Here is a 25,675-nt window from a genome sequence, read left to right as displayed (position 1 = left end):
TCGATTCCTTGCGTCGCCACAGTATGCGTGAGCCGCGCACGTACGTGGGGATCCGGTGAACAAGCCCGCACGGTGCGTGCCCTGTGCAGGGAGTTGTCGTAGGGTCACGCGGACGTCCAGGGGAGGGGTCCGCTCATGACGACACGAATATCCGTACGCGGCCTGCGCCGGGGCGCGGCCACCGCGTTGGTCTCGGCACTGGTCGCCGCCGCGATGACGGCCTCCCAGGGGCCCGGCGCCCAGGGCCGCGAGGCCCGCGCGCAGGCCGACGGGGACCGCGTGCGGCCCGTCGCCGACGCGGCCGGGGCGCCGGGCGGGGACTCGGCCTACTTCACCGAACTGCCGCCCCTGATCAGCCCGGAGCCGCCGGCCGTGCTGCTGCCGGAGGGTGGGGCGCCGGACCCGACCGCCCCTTCTGCCGCCGCCCCGCCCGTTGCGCCGGCGCCGCAGGTCGTGGTCCCGGTCGTCGCCCCGGAGGCGGCGGGCGCGCAGGGGATCCCGGCGAGCGTCCTCGCCGCGTACCGGCGTGCCGAGCAGCGGGTGGGGGAGAACGACCCCGGATGCGGGCTGCGTTGGCAGCTGCTCGCCGCGATCGGCAAGGTGGAGTCCGGGCAGGCGAACGGCGGCCGGGTCGACGCCGCCGGCCGGACGCTGCGCCCCATCCTGGGGCCGGTCCTCGACGGCAACGGCTTCGCCTACATCTCCGACACCGACGGCGGCGCCTTCGACGGCGACGCCCGTCACGACCGGGCCGTCGGGCCGATGCAGTTCATCCCGTCCACCTGGGCGGCGTGGGGGCAGGACGCGGACGGCGACGGCCGGCGCGACCCGAACAACATCCACGACGCGGCGCTGGCCGCCGGACGCTACCTGTGCGCGGGCGGGCGCGACCTGCGGGTGGGGGCGGACCTGGACCGGGCGGTGCTCTCCTACAACCGGTCCGGGGAGTACCTGCGCACCGTGCGGTCCTGGTTCGCGTACTACCTCCGGGGCGCGCACGAGGTCCCGGACGCGGCCGGCTCCGGTCCGGGCGCCGGCGCTCCGGCGGGCCCGAGGCCCACGGACCCCGGACCCGCGGACCCGAAGCCGACGGAGCCGAAGCCGCGGCCCACGCCGAGCCCGACGCCGAAGCCCACCCCGACGCCGAAGCCCACCCCGACGCCGACGCCGACGCCGACGCCGACGCCCACACCCACGCCGACGCCCACACCCACGCCGACGCCCAAGCCGACGCCGACCCCCACGCCCACGCCGACCCCCACGCCGACCCCCACGCCCACGCCCACGCCGACCCCCACGCCGACGCCCACGCGGACCGGGCCCTCCGGCAGCCCGAACCCCGGCCCCACCCCGACGGCCACCCCGACCGCCTCGCCCAAGGCGAGCGCCTCCCCCCGGGCGACCGCGAGCCCCACCCCCACGCCCGGGCCCTGATCCCGCGGACACCCGCCCCGCCGCCCCGTCGCCCCGCCGCCCCGTCACTCCGGCACGGGGCGGCGGCGTACCGAACGGTTCTCATCTCGCCCCCGCGTTGCTACGGTGCCCCCGCCCTGACGTCCCATCAGATTCCGGAGGCCCGGCATGCGCGCACTCGTCGCCGCCGCCATCGGGCTGGCCGCCGCGCTGGCCCTCGTCCTCGCCGCGACCGCCGCCGGGGTCCCGGAGGGCAAGACCTCGCCCAGGCCCCTGCTCACCACCGCGCCCCCCGCGCCCGGAAAGTAGAGGAGGCCCGGCATGAGACGCAGAGCGAGCCTCGTCCTGCTGGCCCTCGCCGTGTTCTGCGCGGCCCTCGCACCGCTGCTGCGCTGGTACGCGTACCCCCGGCTGGCGAAGATCCCGCCCGGCCAGTACCAGGAGATGGTCCTGGAGGCCGAGGACGCCACCCTCCTCGACTACGCGGGCGGCATGCAGCCGAAGAAGGTGGACAAGGTCACCATCGTCCAGACCCTCAAGGGCAACGTGGAGGCCTCCGAGGAGATCGAGGCCGACGCCGGGAAGGACGTCGTCGTCTGGGACACGCTGTCGTACATCATCGGGCCCGACGGCAAGATGGTCTCCCGGATCCCCGAGCGCTACATCTTCGACGCCCACACGCAGGAACCGGTGCACGCCACCGGCGAGATGGTCGACGGGGACCCCGTCAAGCGCGAGGGCATCGAGTTCAAGTGGCCCTTCTTCACCGAACCCCGCGACTACCTCTACTTCGACGCGCAGACGCGCACCTCCTCGCCGATCCACTACGTCGGCCCGCGCACCTACCGGGGCATGGAGGTCTACTACTTCGAGCAGACCGTCCCCTGGACCAAGGTCCCCATGCCGAAGAAGATGCCCATCGAGGGCATCGACCCCGCGACGATCGAGCAGAGCACCGGAACCAGCCTCTGGTACACGGTCAAGGCGATGTTCTGGGTCGACCCGGTGACGGGCGCGCCCGTCAACGCCGAGCAGGAGATCCGGCAGGAGATGCGCGGCGGCATCGCGGCGGCCGGCCCCGACGGCCGGCTCACCGCCTTCGCCGGACACGTCAAGATGCGGCCCGACTACGCCGACCACACCTTCGAGCTGGTCTCCGCCAACCGTACGAAGGTCCTCGCCCTGCACACCTACGCCCCCGCCGGCTCCGCCCTCACCGGGCTCGCCCTGCTGGCCCTCGCCCTGTGGCTGGAGGCGCGCGGCCGGCGCGCACCGGCCGACCGGCCCCGCGAGGGGGAGGGCCTCAGCGCCTGAGCCGGGCGTTGGTGTGCCGGGTCGGCTCCGCCGTCGACGGGTCCTCGGGCCACGGGTGCTTCGGGTAGCGCCCGCGCAGCTCGGCCCGCACGGCCCGGTAGCCGCCCTGCCAGAACGACGCCAGGTCGGCCGTGACCGCGGCGGGCCTGCCGGCGGGCGACAGCAGGTGCACCAGGACCGGCACCCCCGCCACCCTCGGCGTCTCGGCCAGCCCGAACAGCTCCTGGAGCTTCACCGCGAGCACGGGCTGCCCGTCGCCGTCCCCGTAGTCGACGCGGATCCGCGAACCGCTGGGCACCTCGATCCGCTCCGGCGCCAGCTCGTCCAGCCGCCCCGCCTCGCCGGTGGCCCACGGCAACAGCCGGTTCAGGGCCTGCCCGGCGTCGATCCGGGCCAGGTCGGCCCGGCGGCGGGCCCGCGACAGCTCGGGCTCCAACCACTCGTCGGCCCGCTCCAGCAGCGCCCCGTCGTCCGCCACGTCCGGCCAGGCCCCGCCCAGGGTCCGGTGCAGGAAGGCGAGCCGGGCCCGCAACGCCCGCGCCTCGGGCGACCAACGCAGCAGCTCCGGACCCTCGGCCCGCAGCCCGTCCAGCAGGGCGGCCCGCACCGCCGCCGGATCGGGATCCCGCAGCGGGCGCGCGACGAGCTCGATCGCCCCGAGCCGCTCGACGCGACGGGCGACCAGGTCACCGTCCTCCCACCGCACCTCCTCGCCCGAGGACAGCAGGTGCGCCGCCGCCTCCCGCGCGGTCTCCGCGTCGATCGGCGCGGCCAGCCGCACCCGCGCCGACGCCGCGTGCGGAGGCCGGTCGGCCACGGCCACCGCCAGCCAGGGCGCCTCCCGCAGCACCGACCCGCCGTCCGCCTCGGCCCCGGTCCCCGAGGCCATCAGGAACGTCCCCGCGCCCCGCGCCCGCGCCACCCGCTCCGGGAAGGCGAGCGCGGCCACCAGACCCGCCGCGGCGTCGTCGCCCGCCCGGCCGCCCGAGCCGCCCCGACCCCGCTCCGCGCCCACGGCTGAGGCCCGCTCCGCGCCCGCACCCGAGCCCACGGCCCGCTCCAGCCGGCGCGCCTCGGCCCGCCAGCGGGCGGCGTACGCGTCCCCGCCGGCGCGCGCCGCGCGCCAGGCACCCGCCAGGTCGTCCCCGTGACCGCGCGGGGGCTCCTCGCTCAGCAGGGCCACCACCTCCGCGGCCCGCCGCGCGCCGAGCGCCTCCGCCCCGTCCAGCAGCGCCCGCGCCAGCCGGGGGTGCACCCCCATGCGGACCATCCGGCGCCCGCGCGCGGTGGGCCGCCCGGCGGGGTCCACCGCCCCCACCGCGAGGAGCACCTCCCGGGCCGCGGCCATGGCCCCGGCCGGCGGCGGATCCGGCAGCGCCAGCCCCGACGCGTCCGGATCGCCCCAGCAGGCCGCCTCCAGCGCGAACCGGGCCAGGTCCGCGACCCGGATCTCCGGCGGGGGGAAGGCCGGCAGCCGCCCGTCCTCCGCCCGGTCCCAGCAGCGGTACACCGTCCCGGGCGCCTCCCGCCCGGCCCGGCCGGCGCGCTGGCGGCCCGCCGCGCGGGACGCCCGTACGGTCGCCAGGGCCCCCAGCCCACGGGCGTGGTCCACCCGGGGCTCGCGGGCCAGCCCGGCGTCCACGACCACCCGCACCCCCGGCACGGTCAGGCTGGACTCCGCGACCGCCGTCGCCAGGATCACCCGCCGCCGCGCCGAGGCCGTCAGCGCCTCCTCCTGCACCTCGGCCGGCGCCCGCCCGTGCACCTGGAGCACCCGCGCGTCCACCCCGCCCAGCAGCCCGGCGACCTTCGCCAGCTCGCCCACGCCCGGCAGGAAGCACAGCACGTCCCCCGAACGCTCCGCGAGCGCCCTGCGCACCACCGACGCCACGTGCGCCAGCTGCGCCGGGTCCACCCGCGTACCGTGCGGCGGCCGCACCGGCCGCGGCGGCGGCGCCCACACCGTCTCCACCGGGTGGGCCACCCCGGCCGCCTCCACCACCGGGGCGTCCCCGTCCGCGCCGCCCAGCAGCCGGGCCCAGCCGGCCGCGTCCGTCGTCGCCGAGGCCGCCACCAGGCGCAGCTCCGGGCGCAGGGTCCCGCGCACGTCCAGGAGGAAGGCGGCGGCGGTGTCGGCGTCGAGGTGCCGCTCGTGGCACTCGTCCAGGACCACCACGTCCACGCCGGCCAGTTCCTGGTCGCGCTGGAGGCGCTGGAGCAGGACGCCGGTGGTGACCACCTCCACGACCGTGTCGGGGCCCGCCACCCGCTCGCCGCGCACGGTGAAGCCGACCGAGCCGCCCACGGCCTCGCCCAGCAGCCAGGCCATCCGGCGCGCCGCCGCCCGGGCGGCGATCCGCCGGGGCTCGGCCACGACCACCCTGCGCCGCACCCCACCCCCCACCAGCCCCGCCAGCACCAGCGGCACCAGCGTGGTCTTTCCGGTGCCGGGCGGAGCGCACAGCACGGCCGCGCCGCGGGCGTCCAGGGCCGCGGTGAGCGCGGGCAGCACCTCCCGTACGGGCAGGGAGTCGAGGGCGGCGGTGCGGATCACGTCAGTCGCGCTCGCAGACGAAGATCGCGGTCCCGGGGATCAGGTTGCCGCGCAGCGGGGACCAGCCGCCCCACTCCTGGTCGTTCCAGGCGGGCCACTCCGGCTCGACGAGGTCCACCAGGCGGAAGCCGCCGGCGACCACGTCGCGGACCCGGTCGCCGACGGTGCGGTGGTGCTCGACGTAGACGGCGCGGCCCCGCTCGTCCTGTTCGACGTAGGGCGTCCGGTCGAAGTAGGAGGCGGAGACGGACAGGCCCTCGGGGCCCGCCTCGTCGGGGAAGGCCCAGCGGATCGGGTGGGTGACCGAGAAGACCCAGCGGCCGCCGGGGCGCAGGACGCGGTGGACCTCGCGCATGACGTTGACCGGGTCGGAGACGAAGGGGACCGCGCCGTAGGCGGAGCAGGCGAGGTCGAAGGAGGCGTCGCGGAAGGGCAGCCGGCCGGCGTCGGCCTCCACCAGGGGGACGTCCCCGCCGATGCGCAGGGCGTGCTGGAGCTGGCGGTGGGAGAGGTCCAGGGCGACGGGGCGGGCGCCGCGCGCGGCGAGCCAGCGGGAGCACTGGGCGGCGCCGGCGCCGATCTCCAGGACGTCCTTGCCCGCGAGGGAGTCCGCCGGGCCCAGGAGGCCGGCGTCGGCCTCGTCGAGGCCCTCGGGGCCCCAGACGAAGCGGTCGTCGCCGAGGAAGGCGCCGTGCTCGCTCTGGTACTCGTCGGCGTTGCGGTCCCACCAGCCCCGGCTCGCGCGGCTGCTCTCCGCCTCCCCGGCTTCCCGCCGGGTGGCCTCGGCGTCGTCCTCGGCGCCGTCGCCGGCCCCGTAGGCGTCTTCGGGGGAGTGGTCCTCTTGGTTCATGGGGCCCGTCGTCGTAGTCTGCGGATGCGTCGCGAAAGGGATGTGTGGCGGATGTGGACGGCCCATCACGGCGTCCCCGCCCACGAATTGTGCCGGTTATGCGGTCATCTGCCCGCGCTGTGGGCGTTCGCGCATTGACCCTGTCCGGCTGCCCCCGTATGCTACAAGTTGCGCTGCGAGCCTGTGCTCCTCAGACCTAGCAGGCTGCGCTTGCATCTGTTGATGTCCCCTCGGTTTTCGAGGCCCCTCCCCCTTCGGGGATTCGGGCTTCTTTGGCTGTCCGGCTTCTTCGGCAGATGCCGATAAGGGCTCCCGGCGTAGCAGTACCTACGACTTTCTGTCCGTAACCGGAGCCCTTTCCCACATGACGAGCAGCACCGAGACCACCGCCACCACCCCTCCGCAGGTAGCGGTCAACGACATCGGTAACGCGGAAGCCTTCCTGGCCGCGATCGACGAGACGATCAAGTACTTCAACGACGGCGACATCGTCGACGGCGTCATCGTGAAGGTCGACCGGGACGAGGTCCTGCTCGACATCGGTTACAAGACGGAAGGCGTGATCCCGAGCCGCGAGCTCTCGATCAAGCACGACGTCGACCCGAACGAGGTCGTCAAGGTCGGCGACGAGATCGAGGCCCTGGTCCTCCAGAAGGAGGACAAGGAAGGCCGCCTGATCCTGTCCAAGAAGCGCGCTCAGTACGAGCGTGCCTGGGGCACGATCGAGAAGATCAAGGAAGAAGACGGCATCGTCACCGGTACCGTCATCGAGGTCGTCAAGGGTGGTCTCATCCTCGACATCGGCCTCCGCGGCTTCCTCCCGGCCTCTCTCGTCGAGATGCGCCGCGTCCGCGACCTCCAGCCCTACGTGGGCAAGGAGCTCGAGGCGAAGATCATCGAGCTGGACAAGAACCGCAACAACGTGGTCCTGTCCCGCCGTGCCTGGCTCGAGCAGACCCAGTCCGAGGTTCGCCAGACGTTCCTCACCACCCTGCAGAAGGGTCAGGTCCGCTCCGGCGTCGTTTCCTCGATCGTCAACTTCGGTGCCTTCGTGGACCTGGGCGGCGTCGACGGTCTCGTGCACGTCTCCGAGCTGTCCTGGAAGCACATCGACCACCCGTCCGAGGTCGTCGAGGTCGGTCAGGAAGTCACCGTCGAGGTCCTCGACGTGGACATGGACCGCGAGCGCGTCTCCCTGTCGCTGAAGGCGACGCAGGAGGACCCGTGGCAGCAGTTCGCCCGGACCCACCAGATCGGCCAGGTCGTCCCGGGTAAGGTCACCAAGCTGGTTCCGTTCGGTGCGTTCGTCCGCGTGGACGAGGGCATCGAGGGTCTGGTCCACATCTCCGAGCTGGCCGAGCGCCACGTGGAGATCCCGGAGCAGGTCGTCCAGGTCAACGACGAGATCTTCGTCAAGGTCATCGACATCGACCTCGAGCGTCGCCGGATCTCGCTGTCCCTCAAGCAGGCCAACGAGTCCTTCGGTGCCGACCCGGCGTCGGTCGAGTTCGACCCGACCCTGTACGGCATGGCCGCGTCCTACGACGACCAGGGCAACTACATCTACCCCGAGGGCTTCGACCCCGAGACCAACGACTGGCTCGAGGGCTACGAGACCCAGCGCGAGACGTGGGAGCGCCAGTACGCCGAGGCGCAGGTCCGCTTCGAGCAGCACCAGGCGCAGGTCATCAAGAGCCGCGAGGCCGACGAGGCCGCCGCTGCCGAGGGCGCTGCCGCCCCGGCCGCCGGTGGCAACGCCGGTGCGGGCATCTCGGGTGGTTCCTACTCCTCCGAGGGTGCGGACGAGACCTCCGGCGCCCTGGCGTCCGACGAGGCCCTCGCCGCGCTCCGCGAGAAGCTGGCCGGCGGCCAGAGCTGATCGCAGCGCACGGCATCGACTCCACGTCACGGCGTGAGTTGAACTGAGTCCGACGACGAGGCCCGTCCCCTTCGGGGGGCGGGCCTCGCCGCGTTTCCCGGAGGCCTGCCGAAGGAATCCCCGGGGCTCGGGCGGGCGCCGCGGCGTCCCACCGCCGGCCCCGCGTCACGGCGTGTTCACACGAAACCGGCCAACTGGGGAATGGCGGGCCCGCCTTGGACGTTCTGTGCAGAGAACACGCGGCGAGGGAGGAGTGGTGACGGTGCTTGATCCACAGGGTCTGTACGAATGGGACGCCAAGGGCCTGGCGGTGGCCGACCTGGCGCTGGCCCAGGACTCGGCCGGGTTGGTCATGCTCTACCACTTCGAGGGCTACATCGACGCCGGCGAGACCGGCGAGCAGATCGTCGAGCGACTCCTCGACACCCTGCCGCACCAGGTGGTGGCCCGCTTCGACGCCGACCGGCTCGTGGACTACCGCGCCCGGCGACCGCTCCTGACCTTCCAGCGCGACCACTGGGCGGACTTCGAGGAGCCCCGCCTGGAGGTCCGCCTCGTCCAGGACGCCACCGGCGCCCCCTTCCTGCTGCTGTCCGGCCCCGAGCCCGACGTCGAGTGGGAGCGCTTCGCCCTCGCCGTCCGCCAGATCGTCGAGCGGCTCGGCGTACGGCTCTCGGTCAACTTCCACGGCATCCCCATGGGCGTGCCCCACACCCGGCCCGTCGGCATCACCCCGCACGGCAACCGCACCGACCTGATGCCCGGACACCGCAGCCCCTTCGACGAGGCCCAGGTCCCCGGCAGCGCCGAATCGCTCGTCGAGTTCCGCCTCGGCCAGTCCGGGCACGACGTGCTCGGCGTCGCGGCGCACGTCCCGCACTACGTCGCCCGCTCCCCGTACCCGGACGCCGCGCTGACCGCGCTGGAGGCCATCACGGCCGCGACCGGGCTGGTCCTGCCGGCGGTGGCGCACGCCCTGCGCACGGAGGCCCACCGCACGCAGACCGAGATCGACCGGCAGATCCGCGAGGGCGACGAGGAGCTGGTCAGCCTCGTCCAAGGACTGGAGCACCAGTACGACGCCGCCGCCGGCGCCGAGACCCGCGGCAACATGATCGCCGAACCCGCCGAGATCCCCTCGGCGGACGAGATCGGGCGCGAGTTCGAGCGCTTCCTCGCGGAGCGCGAGGGCGAGGCGTAGGCCGTAGGGGCCGGTACCCGGAGTCGGTACCCGGGGCCGGCGCGTCCGCGCCCCGGGCCCTAGGGTGCTCACCATGTTGAAAGTGGGCCTGACAGGCGGAATCGGTGCCGGCAAGAGCGAGGTCTCGCGGCTGCTGGCGGGGTACGGGGCGGTCGTCGTGGACGCCGACCGGATCGCGCGCGAGGTCGTGGAACCGGGCACGCCCGGTCTCGCGGCCGTGGTGGAGGCCTTCGGGGAAGCGGTCCTGACCGCCGACGGACGACTCGACCGGCCCGCGCTCGGAGCCGTGGTCTTCACCGACCCGGAGAAGCTGCGGACGCTCAACGCGATCGTGCACCCGCTCGTCGGAGCCCGCTCCGCGGAACTGGAGGCCGCCGCCGGCGCCGACGCGATCGTCGTGCACGACGTACCGCTGCTCACCGAGAACGGGCTCGCGCCGCTGTACGACCTCGTCGTGGTCGTCGACGCGGCCCCCGCGACGCAGCTGGCCCGGCTCACCGCGCTGCGCGGGATGACCGAGGACGAGGCCCGCTCCCGCATGGCCGCGCAGGCCACCCGCGAACAGCGGCTGGCGGTGGCCACGCTCGTGATCGACAACGACGGGCCCCTGGAGGCGCTGGAGCCGCAGGTGCGCGCGGTGTGGCGGGACCTCGTCGAACGGGCGGCGGCGGCCGCGGCGGCGAAGCCGGCCTGAGCCGGTTCGGTGTGGTCCCGGGCGCCGAGGCGCCCGGGCGGCCCCGGGCCCCTCGGAACAGGTGGTGGCGCCTCCGGCGTTGAAGGCGGGCGTAGAGGGAAGGAAAGCACTGTGTCCGACACCACGCCCCCACCGCCCGAGCGACCCTCCCGCGACCCGCGGCCTCCTTCGCCGGGCGCCGCCAGCCCGGAGACCCACGTCATCGACTACCGGGCCGCCGAGCAGCTCCTCGCGGCCCGCGACCCGAGAGGCGCCGTCCGGCTGCTCGACTCCGTCATAGCCGCCCACCCCGAGAACACCGCCGCCCGGCTGTTGCGCGCCCGGGCCTTCTTCGCGTCCGCGCAGCTGCGGGCCGCCGAGCTCGAATTCGAGCTCGTCCTGGAGCGGGAGCCGGACAACGCCTTCGCCCACTTCGCGCTCGCCCGCACCCACCAGCGTTCCGGGCGCGAGGAGCGGGCCCGCCGGCACTTCCGCCTCGCCGCCGCCCTCGACCCGCAGCCCGAGTACGTGGCCGCCGCGGGCTTCGACGCGTAGCACGCCGAGGCCGCGCGGGGGCCCGGGACGCGGGGGCCCCGCGCGGCCGGGTTCAGCGCGTGCGCGGGGGATCGTACGGGGGCACGTCACGGCCCGGTTGGTAGTGCGGGCCCTGATGGATGTGCCGGAGGACGACGACCAGGTCCACGGCCGTCAGCACGACGAGCGCCGCGCAGGCCGCCGCCCAGCCGACCCGGCCGACGACCGAGAACACGGCCGCGCCGGCGGCGGCCCAGATCATCCCCCACAGACTCAGCCAGAACCGCAGCCGCAGCGGACTGCGGGCGGTCACCGGCTCGCTTCCGGTGCGCATGGCATCGCCCCGTCCCGTGTCGAAGCCCCGCTTCCATGCTGCCACGCGGCACGGGCCGGGCGGGCGGGCCGGCCCGGGCGGACGGTCGGATCAGGGGTTCAGCTTGTTCACGGCCTTGACGGTGGTCTGCTTGAAGGCGGACACCGGGGCGTCGGTGAGGTGCCCCATCTGTCCCCAGTTCACGACCGTGACCGTGGAGCCGTCCCGCCCGATGCCGAAGAGGTGCACGCCCGGCTCGGACTCCGGGATCGAGGTGTCGACCCCGTAGACGTGCGCGCCCTCCTCGACGGTCAGCTTCCCGTAGTCCTGCCAGGAGGCCGTGCCGCCGGGCGTCTTGCGCAGCCAGTCGGCGGCGCAGGCGGCCACCTTGCGCTCCAGGGCGGTCACCAGCTTGGCGGCGGCGGCGTCGGAGGCCGTGCGCACCGAGATCTGGACGGCGCCGGCGTCGACGTCGGTGTGGAAACCCCGGTGCCAGCCGCCCGTCGCGGGCAGCACCCCCTCCAGGCAGAACGGGGTGGTCTCCGGCAGGCCCTTGGTCACCTGGCCCGCGGACCAGGGGGAGGAGGGGTGCGGCGGGAGGTCGGTGCCGTTCAGGAACCCGGGCGCGGTGGCGGCCGTGGCGGTGGTCGAGGCGGTGAGGACGAGGGCGGCCGCCGCCGCGAGGGCGGCGGTGGCGAGGGCGGAGGTGCCGGTACGACGGAACACGTGGTCTCCCCGTGAGAGGTGCGGTCGAGGTGCGATGTGTCCACAGCATTGCCCGGCCGGTCGGGAGGGGGCGAGAGGCTGTGGCGGAATCGGGACACTGGAACGCCCGTATGGCCCCCGACCTGGGGGAACATCGTTTCCATGGAACGGGGACACGGGACGGGGGAGTAGTGGGCGAGGCAGGAAGGTCGGGCGAGGCGGAGGCTTTCGCACGGCTGATGAGGGGGCTGAAGGAGCGCGCGGGTCTCAGCTACGGGACGCTCGCGCGCCGGTTGCACACCAGTACGTCGACGCTGCACCGGTACTGCAACGGGGACGCGGTGCCGGCCGAGTTCGCGGCGGTGGACCGCTTCGCGCGGGCCTGCGGGGCGACGCGCGACGAGGCGCTCGGGCTGCACCGGGCCTGGCTGCTGGCGGACGCGCGGCGGCGGGCGGTTGCGGGGACTCCGATCGCGGAACGACAGCCGGAGCCCGAGCCCGAGCCGGAGCAGGAACCGGGGCCCGTCGTCGGCGCGGGCGCGGAACCGGATGCGGGTGTCGATCCGGATGCGGCCACGCGGCAGGCGTCGCAGGAGCGGGAGGCGGGGGACGGGCTCGCGGAGGGTCCCGTCGTGGAGGTCGCGCCCGGGCCGGTACCGGTCGTCCGCAGACGGCGGGCGTTCGCCGTGGCCGCGGCCGGGGTGGCGGTGGCCGCCGCCGCGGCGGTCACGGTGGCGATGGTCGTACGGGGGCCGGACGGGCTCGCGACGGGCGCGGCGGGCATCGGCGGGCCCGCGGGCCTCGCCTCGGCGGGGCCGACGGGCAGCGCCGGAGGGTCCCCGTCCGGGCCGGGGGCGACGAGCCCGGGCCCGGACGGCGCGTCGGCGGAAGCGTCGCCGAGCGGCGCCGGGTCGCCGACGGGCACGCCGTCGGACCCCGCGCCGGGCGGGTCCGCGGCCGGGTCGGCCGGGTCGGCCGGGTCCGCTCCGGCGGACCCGCCCGCCGCGACGTCCCCGCCCGCGCAGGGGGCGGCCCCGCTCAAGGCCGCCGTGCGGTCGCACGTGTGGGCCGGGGCCTGCGACCACCGCTACCTCTCCGAGCGGGCCCCGACGGCCGTCCCCGCGCCGCCCGTGGAGGCGGACGCGCCGGCCTGGGCGCGGGCGCAGGGGGCGGTGCACGCCGGGAGCCAGATCGTGGAGGCCACCGTCCACGGGACGGGCGAGGGAGCCGTGGTGCTGGAGGGGATGGAGGTGCGGGTGACCGCGCGGCGCAGCCCGCCGGCCTGGAACGTCTACGGGATGTCGCAGGGCTGCGGGGGAGCGCTCACCCCGGCGACCTTCGCGGTCAACCTGGATGCGCCTCGGCCGCTGGCCCGCCCCGTGGCGGGCAACGACTCCGGCGAGGCGCTGCCCGCCCCGAGCTTCCCCATGCGGGTCTCGGCCGCGGAGCCCGTCGTCCTGCGGGTGGAGGCGGCCACCACGGGATGCGACTGCGACTGGTCCCTCGACCTGCGCTGGAGCTCCCCGGGCGGATCGGGCACCCTGCGGCTCGACGACGGAGGGGGACGGTCGTGGCGCGTGGCCCCGACGGCGGGACGGCCGCTGTACGGGTTCGCGGGCGAGCTGGGTCGCTGGGCCCGCTGACCTCGGGCCTGTCGTCGAACTCCCGTCGTCGCCCGGTGCGCCGAGCGTGCGTGCCAGGCGTCGCGGGGCAGGCGGGAGTGTGCCGACAGGCCCTGGGGCGGGCCTCGCGCGGGTCGGCGTTCGCGCAGGTCAGCGGTGTTGTCAGTGGGCCCGCCTAGACTCGGCGGCAGTGGGCGTGCCGTGTGCGGCACGCCCGGACCGGGACCGGGAAGGGGGACGACATGACCGCGCAGCCGCAGGCGGAGCCGCATCCGTTGCTGCGTCGGGCCGCCGTGTTCCTGCCCGCCGCCGTCCCCCGCGAGGGCCGGTTCGCGTTCTGGAGTCCGGAGGGCGCCCCCTTCCCCGAGAGCCTTTCCGAAGCCGGGGAGGGACCCGGGACCGGGGGCGCGGGCTCGCTGCTGGTGGTCCGCCCGCACGGGGCGGGCGTGCGCACCCGGACCGTGCCCGCCGTGACCCTGTCCGTGGTCGAGGCCCTGCCGCTGCTGGCGCGGGCGGGCCGCAGCCGCGCCGCGCATCCCGCGACCCGCGCCTGGGGCACGGCCGCGGCCCAGGCGCTGACCCTCGTCGCGCGCGGCCGGCTGCTGCCCGGGCTCACCCCCGAGGGGGTCGACGCCTGGCGCGCCGGCCCGCTCGACGCGCAGGACGTCGGCTACCTGCGCGCGGTCGCCGCCGCCCTGCCGTACGAGGGGTACGCCACCCCGCTGGGCGGTCGCCGCCCGCTGACGCTGCCGGAGCCGGAGGCCCTGGTGCGGGCCTTCCTCGACGCCGTGGCCGACGCCCTGCCCCGTACCCCGGCCGCGCCGGTCGCCGCCGGGGCGCCGTTCGCCGCGCGGGAGCCGCAGCGGGTGCCCGGGTTGAGGGAGTGGGCCGCGCAGGTGGCGTCCGGGGCCGATACCGGCGTGGGGATCTCGCTGCGCCTCGACCTCTCCTCCTTCCGCCTGTTCGACGAGGCCGAGCCGCAGGACGTGCGCCGCGCCGGGGCCGCCGTCGTCCAGGTCCACAGCCTCGCCGACCCGATGCTCGTCACCGACGCGGCCGCGCTGTGGGCGGGGACGGCCGCCGCCGGGTTCGGGGCCCGCGCCCGGGTCGACGCCGTCCTCGCGCTGCGCCGCGCCGCCCGGACCTGGCCGCCGCTGCTGCGCCTGCTGGACCAGCCGGTCCCGGACGCCCTGGCGCTGTCGGACCCGGAGCTGGAGGACCTGCTGGGCGTGGCCGCGACCCGGCTGGCGGCCGTCGGGGTCCTGGTCCACTGGCCGCGCGAGCTGGCCCGTACGCTCTCCGCCTCGGCGGTCGTCCGCTCCACCGCCCCCGGTTCGGCGACCGACGGCACCGCCTTCTTCGACGCGGCCGGCCTCTTCTCCTTCTCCTGGGAGCTCGCCCTGGGCGGGGACCGGCTCACTCCGGGGGAGATGGAGGCGCTCGCGCAGGCCCACCGGCCCGTCGTACGGCTGCGCGACCAGTGGGTGCGCGTCGACCCGGCGTTGGTGCGCAAGGCCCGCAAGCGCGAGCTCGGGCTGCTCGACCCGGTCGACGCCCTGGCCACCGTACTGACGGGGACGGCCGAGGTCGACGGCGAGACGGTGCCGGCCGTCGCGGTGGGGGCGCTGGCGGCGTTGCGCGACCGGCTCACCGGGGAACCGGCGACGATCGCCGCGCCGGCCGGCCTGCGGGCGACGCTGCGGGACTACCAACTGCGGGGCCTGGCCTGGTTGGACCTGATGACCTCGTTGGGACTGGGCGGCTGCCTGGCCGACGACATGGGGCTGGGCAAGACCGTCACCCTGATCGCCCTGCACCTGCACCGGGCCCGCCCCGAACCGACGCTGGTCGTCTGCCCGGCCTCCCTGCTGGGCAACTGGCAGCGCGAGATCGAGAAGTTCGCCCCCGACACCCCCGTGCGCCGCTTCCACGGCGGCGACCGCAACCTCGACGACCGGGTCGGCGGCTTCGTCCTCACCACGTACGGGACGATGCGGGCGGCGGCCCCCCGGCTGGCGGAGCACGCCTGGGGCCTGGTCGTCGCCGACGAGGCCCAGCACGTCAAGAACCCGAACTCGGCCACCGCGAAGGCGCTGCGCACCATCCCGTCACCGGCCCGGGTCGCGCTGACCGGCACACCGGTCGAGAACAACCTCTCCGAGCTGTGGGCGCTCCTCGACTGGACCACGCCCGGGCTGCTGGGCCCGCTCACCGCCTTCCGGGCCCGGCACGCCCGCCCGGTGGAGCACCAGCAGCAGGAGGACGGTGGGAACGAGGCCGCGGTGGCCCGCCTGGCCGCGCTCGTCAGGCCGTTCCTGCTGCGCCGCAAGAAGTCCGATCCGGGTATCGCCCCCGAACTGCCCCCGAAGACGGAGACCGACCATCCGGTGTCCCTCACCCGGGAACAGGTCTCGCTCTACCAGGCGGCCGTGGATGAGGCGATGGCCGTGATCGAGGGCAGCGAGGGCATCGAACGACGCGGCATGATCATGAAGTTGCTGGGCTCGCTGAAGCAGATCTGCAACCACCCGGCGCAGTACGCGCGGGGCGCCGGCGCGGTGGAGGAGACCCGCATCGCTCACCGTTCGGGCAAGCTCGCCCTGCTCGACGAACTGCTCGACACGATCCTGGCCGAGGACGGCTCCGTGCTGATCTTCACGCAGTACGTCACCATGGCCCGGATCCTGGAGAAGCACCTCACCGCGCGCGGCATCGCCAACCAACTCCTGCACGGCGGCACCCCCGTGGCCCGGCGCCAGGAACTCGTCGACCGCTTCCAGTCCGGCGAGGTCCCCGTGTTCCTGCTCTCCCTCAAGGCCGCCGGTACGGGCCTGAACCTCACCCGCGCCGGTCACGTCGTCCACTACGACCGCTGGTGGAACCCGGCCGTCGAGGAACAGGCCACCGACCGCGCCTACCGCATCGGCCAGACCCAGCCCGTCCAGGTGCACCGCATCATCGCCGAGGGCACCGTCGAGGACCGCATCGCCGAACTGCTGGAGGCCAAGCGGGCCCTGGCCGATGCCGTCCTGGGCTCCGGCGAGGCGGCGTTGACCGAGCTGACCGACCGCGAACTGGCCGACCTCGTCTCGCTGCGGAGGCCCTCGTGATCACCGCCCGGGACGACCGCCGCCGCACCTTCGAGACCGTGCCGCCCGGCATCGACGCGCAGACCTGGTGGGGTCGCGCGTGGGTGGCCGCGCTGGAGGAGCGGGCGCACGACCCGGCCCGCCTGGCGCGCGGTCGCACGTACGCGGCCGAGGGGCACGTCGACGCCGTCACCATCACCCCCGGGCGGATCGTGGCGTACGTACGGGGCGGCCGGCCGCGCCCGTACCGCACGGAGCTGAGCCTCGGCGTCCTCACCGACGCCGAGTGGGACGAGGTCCTGGAGGGGGTCGCGGCGGACCCGGCCGTCCTCGGGGCGCTGCTGGAGCGCGAGGTGCCGCGGTCCCTCGCCGGATCCGTCCTGCCGGGCGTGGGCGAGCCGGCGCCGCGCTGCTCCTGCCCGGACACCGGCCGGGGCCCCTGCAAGCACGCCGCCGCCCTGTGCCACCGGGCGGCCCGACTGCTCGACGAGGACCCCTTCGTCGTCCTGCTGCTGCGCGGTCGGGGCGAGCGGGAACTGCTCGACGACCTGGCCCGGCGCAGCGCCGCCCACGCCGCGCGCGAACAGCCCGACGCCGCGCCGGACTTCCCCGGGGTGTCGGCCCGTGAAGCCGTCGCCCGCACCGTCCTGCCGCCGCTGCCCGCACCGCCGGCCGTGCCCGCCGCCGTGGGCCTGCCGCCCGCCTGTCCGGCGGACCCGGTGGCGCCCGATCCCCTCGCGCTGGACCAGCTCGCCGCTGACGCCGCGGTCCGCGCGCTCACCCTGCTGACCACGGGGGACGACCCGACCGCGGGCCTGAGCCTGTGGCAGGACGCGGTCCGGCTGGCGTCCGCGCACCCGACCGCGGGCCTGACCGGGACCGCCCGGTCCCTCTACCGTGACCTGGCCCGCGCCACCGGCCGCACCACCACGGAGCTGGCGCGCGCGGCCGCGGCCTGGCGCCAGGGCGGCCTGGCGGCCCTCACCGTCCTCGACGAACCCTGGGACCCGCCGGCGGGGCCCTTCGACCGGGCCCGTCCGATCCTCCTCGCCGCCGGCCTGGGCTCCTTCCGGCCCGAGCGCAATCGCCTGACGGCGTCCGGGCGTCAGCTCCGGCTCGGCCGCGAGGGCCTCTGGTACGCCTACGAGTCCCGGTCGGGGGACGAGGACTGGTGGCCCACGCCCGCCCCGGCCTCCCCGGACCCCCTCGGCGTCCTCAGGCCGTGAGCCCCCGCCCGGGCTCGCCGTCGCGCCCGGGTTCGCCGTCCCGGCCGGTGTCGAGGCCGGCCGCCCAGCCGGCCAGGGTCACGAAGTCCCGTTCGCGCAGACCGTGTCGGGGGTGCACCCGCAACAGCAGGGCCGGCGCGGGGTGATGGGCGGCCACCCACGCGCGGTCGCGGGGGGTGATCATGTCGTCGACCCAGGCGAAGGGACGTCCGGCCGCCCAGTCGAGCAGGGGGCGGGTCTTCCAGAACAGCCCGTCGGGGTCCTGGGCGAAGAGTTCCGGCCACTCCACGACGGGAAGGTCCTCGGGGAGCCCGATGTGCGGGGCGATCAGGGTGTTGGCCTGGTGGGTCCACGCCGTCGCCCAGGCCAGTTCGAAGGGCAGGGCCCGGAGTCGGGCACCGTGCCGGGGGTGCAGGCGCACCCGCGTGCCGCGCCGGGCGGCGCGCGAGTCGGGGTCGCGGTAGGAGAGCCAGACGTCGGGGCGCATGCGGTGGCTCGTGTACCCGCGCAGCCCGGCGAACAGGGACCGGAAGGGGTTGAGCGGACCGTCCACGTCGAGAAGGAGCAGCGGTCGTTCAGTCATGAAGTAGGAAGTACCCCGTACACGATGGAGTGAAATGCCTACCGTCTCTATAACCCGAACGGGTTCACGGCGTTGTCTCCGGTACGGGGCGCGAAGTCCCCGAAACCCTTCCGGAAGGCAGGAAATCCTGATGCGTCACAGTCGTCGGAATGGCTTGATCGCGGCGATGGTCGCGGGCGGTGGACTGGCGGTCGCGGGGGTGGGTGCCCTCGCGCACGCCGACGCGGAGGCGGGCGGGCGGGCCGAACGATCCCCGGGGCTGCTCTCCGGGAACCTGGTGCAGCTGCCCGTGAACACCCCGGTGAACGTCTGCGGGAACACCGTCAACGTGGTGGGGCTCCTCAACCCCGCGGCGGGCAACCGCTGTACGAACGCCTCGGGCGGCGGGCACGGCGGGCATACCGGGTCGGGCCCGGCCCAGCATCCCTCCTCCGCCTCCTCGAACGCCGGGAGCACGGCGGGCGGGGGAGCGGTGGCCGTCGGAAGCGGAAAGGATTCCCCCGGACTGCTGTCCGGCAACGGCATCCAACTGCCCATCGACCTCCCCGTGAACGTCAGCGGGAACTCGGTGAACGTCGTCGGCATCGGGAACCCCTCCGTCGGGAACACCTCCGTCAACGGCGAAACCCCCACCGGCGGCAAGCCGGTCCAGCCGCCGAAGCCGACCCTGCCGCCCGTCGCCCCGCGCCCCGTCACCCCGCCGGCGCCGCAGCAGCCGGAGCAGCCGCAGGCCGGGCAGAAGCCGCACACCTCGGCGCTCGCCCACACCGGCGCCGAGGGCGTCGGCTACCTGCTGCCCGGTGGCGGCGCGCTGCTCCTCGGCGGCGCCCTGCTCTACCGCCGCTTCCGCGCGAGCCAGGCGTAGCCGGACCCCGAACGGGACCTTGGCCGGGCCGGGTTCGGGCCTTCACGCGGATTCCCTCGCCCCGGATTCCAGGGCCGGGGCGGCACGCCACCCGTCGAGGACGGCGTCGATCAGCGGTGCCAGCCGGGCCCGGGCCGTGAAGCGGGGCACCCCGGCCATCAGCAGGGCGTCGTACTCGGTGTCGAGGTGCCGCACGGCCGCCCGCACCGCCACGGACACCGCCTGCTCGTCGAGGGCCCGACCGGCCGCCGTACGTCCGACCCGACCGCTGCCGCGCACCGACGCGTGCGCGGCGATGTCCCGAGCGCGGTCGGGAGGACATCCGGGGAACAGCCGCAGGATCTCGGCGGCGAAGGCGGCCGTGAAGCGCACGTCCTCGGCGGCCCGCCGCCGCCGGTCGCGTTCCCGGCGGCGGGCCCGCGCCTCGGCGTCCGCCAGGCAGGAGCGTTCGGCGTGGGCCAGCGCGGCCTCCTCGACCAACAGCCCCAGGCGTTCGTAGCGGTGCCGACGCTTGTTGAGGCGCACCACGACCGCGGAGAGCGAACCGGCCTCGCGGGCCCTTCGGGTGAGCGCCGCGTCACCGCGCGGCAGGTAGACGAGATGGCCGAGGTCGGCGCAGTCCAGGCAGCGCGGCACGCCCGCTTCGCGTACCAGATGCCGCAGAGGGCCCTGCCTGCACTCGGCGCAGTGGATCTGCTTGCGCGACTCGAAAACGACGAGGCTCATAGGGTGGTGATACCGCCGGCTGATGCTTATATCACCTTGTCCGGACAGGTTGTCGGCCTTTCATCAAAGCTTCCTGAACCTCGTGTTGTCCTCCTACCGTGAGTCGGATGGGTCCGGTGGGCCCATGGGGGAGGGCACATGGGCGGACGGCAGGCGACGGCACGGCGGCCGGGGGAGACGGCCCCCTCCGACCTCATGGGTCGGGAGATCGTCATAGAGCCCGGCGGCTGCACCGGATGGCACTACCACCGGGTGCCGCTCATGGCCGTCGTCACCTCGGGGGTGCTGACCCGGATCCTGGCCGACGGAGGCGTCGAGGTGCACCGGGTGGGCGACACCTTCGTCGAGCCCGCCGGCACCGACCACGTCCACCTCGGCCGCAACATCGGCACCGACCCGATCGTCCTGCTCGTCACCTGCGACCTCGCCGAGGACGCCCCCTTCGCCGTCCCGGCGCCACCGCCGCGCGGGGCGCACCCCTGCGGCTGCCCGGGCCACCGGCGCTGATCGGGCGCCGGCCCCGGCCGGACCTACGCCGGGACGGCCGGCGCGCGGCCCGCACCGGTCCGGTCCCGGCGCCCGCGGAGACCCCCGTCCACCGCGGGCGCCGGGACCGGACCGTCAGACCAGGCGGCGGATCTCCCCGCGCACCCGGTAGAAGCCGCCGGAAGCGGCGTGCAGACCGTCGACCACGTACCGCGCGCCCGGCTCCCGGATGCCGCGCGGGAACTGCACCTTCCAGGAGGACTCGAAGCCGTCCGACACGACCCGCACCCGCATCCGCCCGCCCTGCTGGACGCACTCCACGACCACGCCGCCGGCCGGGACCGCCGCCACGGACACCGTCGCCACCGCCGCGGCCGAGGCCGCCGGGGTGAACACGGGCAGCGCCGCCGCGGACTTCACGTCCACGACCGTCGGCACCGACCCCTGCTGAGCCGCCGCGATGGCCGCTTCGCTCGCGTCGACGCACACGAGTGAACCGTCGGTGGTGACCAGGTAGAGCCGCTCGTCCAGGTACTGCATCGACAGCGCCGAACCGCCGCCGGTGCCGAGCTTCCACAGCCGTCGGCCGTCCGCGTCGAAGCAGTACACCGAGGACGAGGAGTCACCCGCGAACACGTGGCGCCCGTCGGGCGAGGTGGCGCACGAGTACACCGACGCGTCGCACGGGTACGTGGCCTCCACCGCGCCGGTCGCCTTCGACAGGCGCTGCACGGTGTTGCGCGAGGTGCCCGCGTAGACGGCGTGCTCCTCCTGCCAGCCGAACAGCACCGAACCGGGCGTGCGGGTGTGCCACAACTCGCGGGTGCCGTCGGCCGCGTAGGCGGTGACGCCGCCGCTGTGGCCGTGGTAGACCGCGTCCTCGTCGGCGCGCACCATCCACGCGCCGGTGCCGGCGGACCTGCGCGACCACTGGTGCTCGTCCTCGTGGTCGATGACGGTCAGACCGCCGCCCGCGTCCGAGACGTTCAGCACGCCCTCGTGGATGTCGAGCCAGTAGATGTCCACGTCCGCGGCGATCCCGTACGCCCCGAAGGGCACCTTCGACGACAGGTCGTACACGGTGCCGTCGTCACACCCCGCGTAGATCCAGAACTCGTCCGCCACCAGGCACTTCACGCCGTCCGGCAGCGAGTAGCGGGCCAGCACCTCACCGGTGTGGCTCACCGTGTACACGTCGCCGGCCTGGTTGCCGACCCAGCAGCGGTCCTCGTCGACGTGGATGCCGAACGCGGCGGAGCCGGTGCGGAACCGCCACAGGACCGGGGCCACCGAGCGGGCCGTCGAGGGGGCCGAGGTCACCTGGCGGCGGGTCACCGCGCGGGCGGCGCGCACGCCCTGGATCGCAGGCGCGTAGCCCTTGCGGACCTTCTCGCCGACCTTCTTCGCGGCGGCCGCGCGGGCCTTGTCCACCGTGGGGAACGACGAGGTCTGGAGCTGGCCGTCGGCGCCGATGCGACCGTAGCGGACGGTCACCGAGGTGCCGTCGACGGTCACCTCGTAGAACTTGTGCGCCCCGCCGCCGTCCTGCGAGAGCTCCAGGTACGTCGTTTCCCGAGCCATGACAGACCCCTCCCGTGGTCGGGCCGACGACTCCGTGACGCCGGTGATCCCTTGCGAAGAACGTACGGGCGGGCACTGACAATGGGCCGGTGGACAAGTTCGAACCGATCACCTGGCAGGGGATGGCCGAGCGGCTCGCCGAACGGGCGGGGCGGGAGGCCGGGGCGGCCCCGTGGTGGCGGGTTGGCATCGACGGGGCCCCCGCCGCCGGCACCGACGTGCTCGCGGGCCGGCTCGCCGACGAACTCCGGGCACGGGGCCGCTCGGTGGTGGTCGTCGCGGTCGCGGGATTCCTGCGGCCGGCGTCGTTGCGCTTCGAGTTCGGGCGCCGGGACGTGGACCAGTACCTGGCGGGCTGGTACGACACGGGCGCGCTGTGGCGCGAGGTGTTCGGCCCGACGGACCCGGGCGGCGACGGGCGGGTGCTGCCCGACCTGTGGGACCCCGTACGGGACCGGGCCACCCGCAGCCCCTACGTCGAACTCCCGCCCGGCGGCGCGCTGATCGTGCACGGGCCGCTGCTGCTGGGGCAGTGGTTCCCCTTCGACCTCAGCGTGCACATCGGCCTGTCGCCCGGGGCGCTGGCGCGGCGCACCCCGGAGCCGGAGCGGTGGACGCTGGAGGCGTTCGCCCGCTACGCGCGGGAGGTCGATCCCGAGCGGTCGGCGGACGTCCTGGTCAGGGCGGACGACCCGGCGCGCCCCGCCTGGTCCGGCGCCGGATGACCCCCGCCGGAGCGGGGGCGCGCGGGAGCCGCCGCGCCCCCGTCCCGGCGGGGGTCAGGGGCGTCCGCCCAGGTGGGCCACGGCGTCGGCCGCCGCCCGACAACCGGCGCGGGCCGCCTCCGCCGCGCCGGCCCCGGCCAGTCGGGCCGCGAGGAAGCCACCGGTGAAGGCGTCCCCGGCGCCGGTGGTGTCCACCGCCTCGACGGGTTCGGCGTCCACCTCGGCGGTGATCCGGCCGTGTTCGGCGACGAGGGCCCCGCCCGTGCCCCGGGTGACCACCACGAGCGGCACCCGACGGCTGAGCGCCACCGCCGCCCGCACCACCCCGCCGGGTCCCGGCAGCCCGGCCAGCAGCCGGGCCTCGTCCTCGTTCGGCAGGAGCACCTGGGTCCCCGCCACGAAGCCCAGGAACCGCTCGGGGCCCAGCGCCGCCAGGAACCCCGCCGACGCCGGGTCCACGCTGACCGGCACCCCTCGCGTCCGGGCGGCCCGCAGCGCCACCAGCGCCAACTCGCGGCTGGTGTCGGCGAAGAAGAGGTAGCCCGACAGGTGCAGGTGCGCGGCGCCGTCCAGCAGGGCGGGCACCCAGTCGGCCGGACACAGCCGCAGCGAGGCCCCGCTGTCGGTCAGGAAGGTCCGCTCCGCGTCGCCGTCGACCAACGCCACGACCGTGCCGGTCGGCTCCGCCGGATCCACGACCAGCCGCGGCCGGACCCCCGCGTCGACCAGGGCCCGCTCGTGCCACCGGGCCGACTCGGAGCCCACGCGGGCGAGGAGGCGCACCTCGGCCGCGCCCGTACGGGCCGCCCAGCAGGCCGCGTTGGCGCCCGCGCCGCCCGGCAGCGTGCGGATGCGGGCGAGGGTGTCGGTGGCCGGGGCCAGGGGGCGGGGGTGCACCGCGACCACGTCCGTCACCACGTCGCCGACCACCAGCAGCGCGCCGGGCGGGGCGCCGACCTCCCCGCCGCCGTCCGTGCCGCTTCCGCTTCCGCCGCCGTCCGTGCCGTTTCCGCCGCTTCCGCTTCCGACGCCTCCGCCCGTGGCGTCCGTACCGCCCGTGGCGGCCGCCCCCGCGCCGCTCATGCCCGGGCCGCCCAGGCCCCCGCGATCAGGGCCCCGAGCCGCACGTTGCCCCGTACCGCCGCCAGGTTCGCCTCCAGCGAGGCGCCGCCGGTGGCGGTGACCAGGTGGTCCAGCAGGAACGGGGTCACCGCCTGCCCGGTGATCCCCCGCTCCCGGCACCGGTCGAGGGCCTCGGCCAGCACCCGGTCGTGCAGCTCCCGGTCCAACTGCAGCTCCTCGGCCACCGGATTGGCCACCACCAGGGCCGACTCCGGCCCGCCCAGCGCGTCCTGTGCGGCCATCACCCCGGCGACCTCGGCCGGCCCCTGCACCGTCCAGTCCACCGGGTGGCCCGAGTCGGCCAGGTAGAACCCGGGGAAGCGGTCCGTCCCGTAGCCCAGGATCCCTACACCCAGGGTTTCCAGGCGCTGGAGCGTGGCCGGAACGTCCAGGATCGACTTCACCCCCGCGCACACCAGCGTGATCCGGGTCCGCGCGAGCAACGCGAGGTCGGCCGACTCGTCCTGGGAGCTGGTCCACTCCCGGTGGACGCCGCCCAGCCCACCCGTCGCGAAGACCCGCAACCCGGCGCGCGCGGCGAGGAAGGCCGTCGCGGACACCGTCGTCGCCCCGCTCGCCCCGGTGGCCAAAGCCGGCGCCAGATCCCGATGGCCGAGCTTGCGTACGCCTTCACCTGCGGCGATCCGCTCCAGACGGGACTTGTCGAGACCCGCGTACGCCACCCCGTCCAGGACCGCGATCGTGGCCGGAACGGCCCCCTCCGCCCGGACCAGGTCCTCCAGCTCCAGGCCCACCTCCAGATTGCGCGGGCGCGGCAGTCCGTGCGTGATGATCGTCGACTCCAGCGCGACGACGGGCCGGTTCGCGGCCAGCGCCTCGCGTACCTCGTCCGACAGGACCGGGACCGGGTGTGCTCTGTGCTGTGGCATGTCCCCATCCATGGCACGGGATTCGCGCCGCCAAACGCGCCGCTGCCGCCCCGGCGCGAACCTGTCCGAGTAGCGTGCCCCCATGAACACGCGCGTTTTCTACGACGAACTCGCCGCCCGCTACGACCTCCTGTACGCGGACTGGGACGCGAGCATCGACCGGCAGGGCCGGGCCCTGGACACCCTCCTCACCCGAGCCCTGGGCCCCGGCCCGCACAGGGTGCTGGACAGCGCCTGCGGCATCGGCACCCAGGCACTGGGCCTGGCGCGCCTGGGCCACCGGGTCACCGGCACCGACCTCAGCGCGGTCGCCGGGGCCCGCGCCGTCACCGAGGCCGCCGACCGCGGACTCGACGTGTCGATCGCCGCCGCCGACATGCGCGCCCTGCCCTTCCCGGACGCCTCCTTCGACGCCGTCGTCTGCGCCGACAACGCCCTCCCGCACCTGCTCACCGCCGAGGACGTGCGCGCGGCCCTGGCCGAATCCCGGCGGGTGCTGCGCCCCGGCGGCCTGCTGTTGCTCTCGACGCGGCCGTACGGCGAACTGCGCCGCACCCGGCCCGCCAGCGAGGCGCCGCGCGTGCGCATCGGGCCCGACGGGCGGACCATCACCTTCCAGCTGTGGCACTGGCACGACGACGGCGAGCGGTACGACGTCGAGCTGTTCCAGTTGCTGCCGACGGGCGCCACCTGGGCCCCGTGCACCTCGACCACCACCTACTGGGCGCTGTCGGAGGCGGAGACCGCCCAGTTCGTCCGGCAGTCCGGCTTCGGCGAACCGGTGTGGCACCCGACCTCCGCCACCGGCTTCCACCAGCCCCTCCTCGGGGCCCGCCGGCCGCTGCCGCGCCCCCGCTCGACGGAGTGACGCGTCCGCCACGCCCACGCTGGACGATCTGATCACCCCGGGGTCCGGGAGGTCCGCACTAGGCTCACGCGCCATGAGCACCAGTGACCGCACCCCCGCCGCGCCCGCCTCGTTCGCCGTCTCGGTGTCCGACTTCCCGGACGAGGAGTTGGAACGGGAGGAACTCGACCCCGGGCAGATCGTCTCCGGCGACCCCGTCGTGACGGGCAGGGTGCTGTGGGAGTCCGAGGACGGCTCGCAGGTCCGGGGCATCTGGCAGATCACCCCCGGGGTGGTCACCGACACCGAGGCCGACGAGCTGTTCGTCGTCGTCAGCGGACGGGCCACCATCGAGGTCGAGGGCGGCGCGACGCTGGAGGTGGGCCCGGGCTCGGCCTGCGTCCTGCGGGAGGGCGACAAGACGACCTGGACGGTCCACGAGACCCTCCGCAAGGCCTACCACATCAACGGCTGAGC

Annotated in this window: 24 protein-coding genes; 15 read left to right on the top strand and 9 right to left on the bottom strand. The window is 75.3% G+C overall.

Annotated features, from left to right (window positions below; translation table 11 throughout):
* Positions 1 to 135: 135 nt before the first annotated feature.
* From AB0D01_RS16020 to AB0D01_RS16010, 3 genes are all read left to right on the top strand, one after another.
* Entirely contained in the window at positions 136 to 1,434 is a 1,299-nt protein-coding gene (locus AB0D01_RS16020; protein WP_363055760.1) for a lytic transglycosylase domain-containing protein, read from the top strand.
* Between the two features lie 147 nt (positions 1,435 to 1,581).
* On the top strand, positions 1,582 to 1,722 hold the full coding sequence (locus tag AB0D01_RS16015) for an SPW_0924 family protein (RefSeq protein WP_363055759.1): 141 nt from the start codon (positions 1,582 to 1,584) through the stop codon (positions 1,720 to 1,722).
* A 12-nt stretch (positions 1,723 to 1,734) separates the two neighbouring features.
* Entirely contained in the window at positions 1,735 to 2,727 is a 993-nt protein-coding gene (locus AB0D01_RS16010) for a DUF3068 domain-containing protein (protein WP_363055758.1), read from the top strand.
* Here the strand turns inward: AB0D01_RS16010 and hrpB are convergent.
* Positions 2,717 to 5,281, bottom strand: coding sequence for an ATP-dependent helicase HrpB (gene hrpB / locus AB0D01_RS16005; protein ID WP_363055757.1), 2,565 nt, complete (start codon positions 5,279 to 5,281; stop codon positions 2,717 to 2,719). The genes AB0D01_RS16010 and hrpB overlap by 11 nt on opposite strands.
* A gap of 1 nt (position 5,282) precedes the next feature.
* Complete coding sequence (locus tag AB0D01_RS16000; RefSeq protein ID WP_363055756.1) at positions 5,283 to 6,131, bottom strand: class I SAM-dependent methyltransferase; 849 nt, start codon at positions 6,129 to 6,131, stop codon at positions 5,283 to 5,285.
* Between the two features lie 364 nt (positions 6,132 to 6,495).
* Here AB0D01_RS16000 and rpsA point away from each other — a divergent pair, with 364 nt between their 5' ends.
* From rpsA to AB0D01_RS15980, 4 genes are all read left to right on the top strand, one after another.
* Positions 6,496 to 8,010, top strand: coding sequence for a 30S ribosomal protein S1 (gene rpsA, locus AB0D01_RS15995; protein ID WP_363055755.1), 1,515 nt, complete (start codon positions 6,496 to 6,498; stop codon positions 8,008 to 8,010).
* Positions 8,011 to 8,272: 262 nt separating this feature from the next.
* Positions 8,273 to 9,211 (top strand): PAC2 family protein, encoded by a 939-nt coding sequence (locus AB0D01_RS15990; RefSeq protein WP_363055754.1) that lies wholly within the window; start codon positions 8,273 to 8,275, stop codon positions 9,209 to 9,211.
* A gap of 73 nt (positions 9,212 to 9,284) precedes the next feature.
* A complete protein-coding gene (gene coaE, locus AB0D01_RS15985) occupies positions 9,285 to 9,905 on the top strand; it encodes a dephospho-CoA kinase (RefSeq protein ID WP_363055753.1) in 621 nt (206 codons plus the stop codon).
* A gap of 201 nt (positions 9,906 to 10,106) precedes the next feature.
* Positions 10,107 to 10,439, top strand: a complete 333-nt coding sequence (locus AB0D01_RS15980) for a tetratricopeptide repeat protein (RefSeq protein WP_363055815.1) — start codon at positions 10,107 to 10,109, stop codon at positions 10,437 to 10,439.
* Positions 10,440 to 10,491: 52 nt separating this feature from the next.
* On the opposite strand, the gene AB0D01_RS15975 is transcribed toward AB0D01_RS15980, so the two are convergent.
* Both AB0D01_RS15975 and AB0D01_RS15970 read right to left on the bottom strand, forming a co-directional pair.
* Complete coding sequence (locus AB0D01_RS15975) at positions 10,492 to 10,752, bottom strand: DUF6343 family protein (RefSeq protein WP_363055752.1); 261 nt, start codon at positions 10,750 to 10,752, stop codon at positions 10,492 to 10,494.
* A gap of 90 nt (positions 10,753 to 10,842) precedes the next feature.
* Entirely contained in the window at positions 10,843 to 11,457 is a 615-nt protein-coding gene (locus AB0D01_RS15970; RefSeq protein ID WP_363055751.1) for a hypothetical protein, read from the bottom strand.
* Between the two features lie 110 nt (positions 11,458 to 11,567).
* On the opposite strand from AB0D01_RS15970, the gene AB0D01_RS15965 reads away from it, so the two are divergent.
* The 3 genes from AB0D01_RS15965 to AB0D01_RS15955 all read left to right on the top strand — a co-directional run bounded on the left by AB0D01_RS15965 (position 11,568) and on the right by AB0D01_RS15955 (position 17,373).
* The gene (locus AB0D01_RS15965; RefSeq protein ID WP_363055750.1) at positions 11,568 to 13,079 is read left to right on the top strand and encodes a helix-turn-helix domain-containing protein; all 1,512 of its coding nucleotides are present in this window, start codon (positions 11,568 to 11,570) and stop codon (positions 13,077 to 13,079) included.
* Positions 13,080 to 13,300: 221 nt separating this feature from the next.
* Positions 13,301 to 16,168 carry a DEAD/DEAH box helicase gene (locus tag AB0D01_RS15960; protein WP_363055749.1) on the top strand — a complete coding sequence of 956 codons (2,868 nt, stop codon included), beginning with the start codon at positions 13,301 to 13,303 and terminating at the stop codon, positions 16,166 to 16,168.
* Positions 16,165 to 17,373, top strand: a complete 1,209-nt coding sequence (locus AB0D01_RS15955; protein ID WP_363055748.1) for an SWIM zinc finger family protein — start codon at positions 16,165 to 16,167, stop codon at positions 17,371 to 17,373. Before AB0D01_RS15960 ends, AB0D01_RS15955 begins: the two co-directional genes overlap by 4 nt.
* Here the strand turns inward: AB0D01_RS15955 and AB0D01_RS15950 are convergent.
* Positions 17,363 to 17,956: a hypothetical protein gene (locus AB0D01_RS15950; RefSeq protein WP_363055747.1), complete on the bottom strand. Its 594-nt coding sequence runs from the start codon at positions 17,954 to 17,956 to the stop codon at positions 17,363 to 17,365. The genes AB0D01_RS15955 and AB0D01_RS15950 overlap by 11 nt on opposite strands.
* A 130-nt stretch (positions 17,957 to 18,086) precedes the next feature.
* Here AB0D01_RS15950 and AB0D01_RS15945 point away from each other — a divergent pair, with 130 nt between their 5' ends.
* Entirely contained in the window at positions 18,087 to 18,821 is a 735-nt protein-coding gene (locus AB0D01_RS15945; protein ID WP_363055746.1) for a chaplin, read from the top strand.
* Positions 18,822 to 18,863: 42 nt separating this feature from the next.
* Here the strand turns inward: AB0D01_RS15945 and AB0D01_RS15940 are convergent, their stop codons facing one another.
* Positions 18,864 to 19,547 (bottom strand): DUF2293 domain-containing protein, encoded by a 684-nt coding sequence (locus tag AB0D01_RS15940; RefSeq protein ID WP_363055745.1) that lies wholly within the window; start codon positions 19,545 to 19,547, stop codon positions 18,864 to 18,866.
* A gap of 138 nt (positions 19,548 to 19,685) precedes the next feature.
* Here AB0D01_RS15940 and AB0D01_RS15935 point away from each other — a divergent pair, with 138 nt between their 5' ends.
* A complete protein-coding gene (locus AB0D01_RS15935; RefSeq protein ID WP_363055744.1) occupies positions 19,686 to 20,054 on the top strand; it encodes a cupin domain-containing protein in 369 nt (122 codons plus the stop codon).
* A 114-nt stretch (positions 20,055 to 20,168) separates the two neighbouring features.
* Here AB0D01_RS15935 and AB0D01_RS15930 read toward each other — a convergent pair whose 3' ends face one another.
* Positions 20,169 to 21,614 carry a WGR domain-containing protein gene (locus tag AB0D01_RS15930; RefSeq protein ID WP_363055743.1) on the bottom strand — a complete coding sequence of 482 codons (1,446 nt, stop codon included), beginning with the start codon at positions 21,612 to 21,614 and terminating at the stop codon, positions 20,169 to 20,171.
* Between the two features lie 122 nt (positions 21,615 to 21,736).
* Here AB0D01_RS15930 and AB0D01_RS15925 point away from each other — a divergent pair, with 122 nt between their 5' ends.
* Complete coding sequence (locus AB0D01_RS15925) at positions 21,737 to 22,339, top strand: uridine kinase (protein WP_363055814.1); 603 nt, start codon at positions 21,737 to 21,739, stop codon at positions 22,337 to 22,339.
* Positions 22,340 to 22,393: 54 nt separating this feature from the next.
* Here AB0D01_RS15925 and AB0D01_RS15920 read toward each other — a convergent pair whose 3' ends face one another.
* Together AB0D01_RS15920 and AB0D01_RS15915 are read right to left on the bottom strand one after the other, a co-directional pair.
* On the bottom strand, positions 22,394 to 23,422 hold the full coding sequence (locus tag AB0D01_RS15920) for a PfkB family carbohydrate kinase (RefSeq protein WP_363055742.1): 1,029 nt from the start codon (positions 23,420 to 23,422) through the stop codon (positions 22,394 to 22,396).
* On the bottom strand, positions 23,419 to 24,351 hold the full coding sequence (locus AB0D01_RS15915; protein WP_363055741.1) for a pseudouridine-5'-phosphate glycosidase: 933 nt from the start codon (positions 24,349 to 24,351) through the stop codon (positions 23,419 to 23,421). The genes AB0D01_RS15920 and AB0D01_RS15915 overlap by 4 nt, the downstream gene beginning before the upstream one ends.
* A gap of 82 nt (positions 24,352 to 24,433) precedes the next feature.
* Here AB0D01_RS15915 and AB0D01_RS15910 point away from each other — a divergent pair, with 82 nt between their 5' ends.
* A complete protein-coding gene (locus AB0D01_RS15910; RefSeq protein WP_363055740.1) occupies positions 24,434 to 25,219 on the top strand; it encodes a class I SAM-dependent methyltransferase in 786 nt (261 codons plus the stop codon).
* 73 nt (positions 25,220 to 25,292) lie between these two features.
* Positions 25,293 to 25,673, top strand: coding sequence for a cupin domain-containing protein (locus AB0D01_RS15905; RefSeq protein WP_363055739.1), 381 nt, complete (start codon positions 25,293 to 25,295; stop codon positions 25,671 to 25,673).
* Positions 25,674 to 25,675 lie beyond the last annotated feature (2 nt).

Origin of the sequence: Streptomyces sp. NPDC048606 (assembly GCF_040650855.1) — a bacterium.
GTDB lineage: Bacteria > Actinomycetota > Actinomycetes > Streptomycetales > Streptomycetaceae > Streptomyces.
Note: the sequence above shows the minus strand (reverse complement) of the source record. Positions and strands in the feature narration are given on the sequence as shown.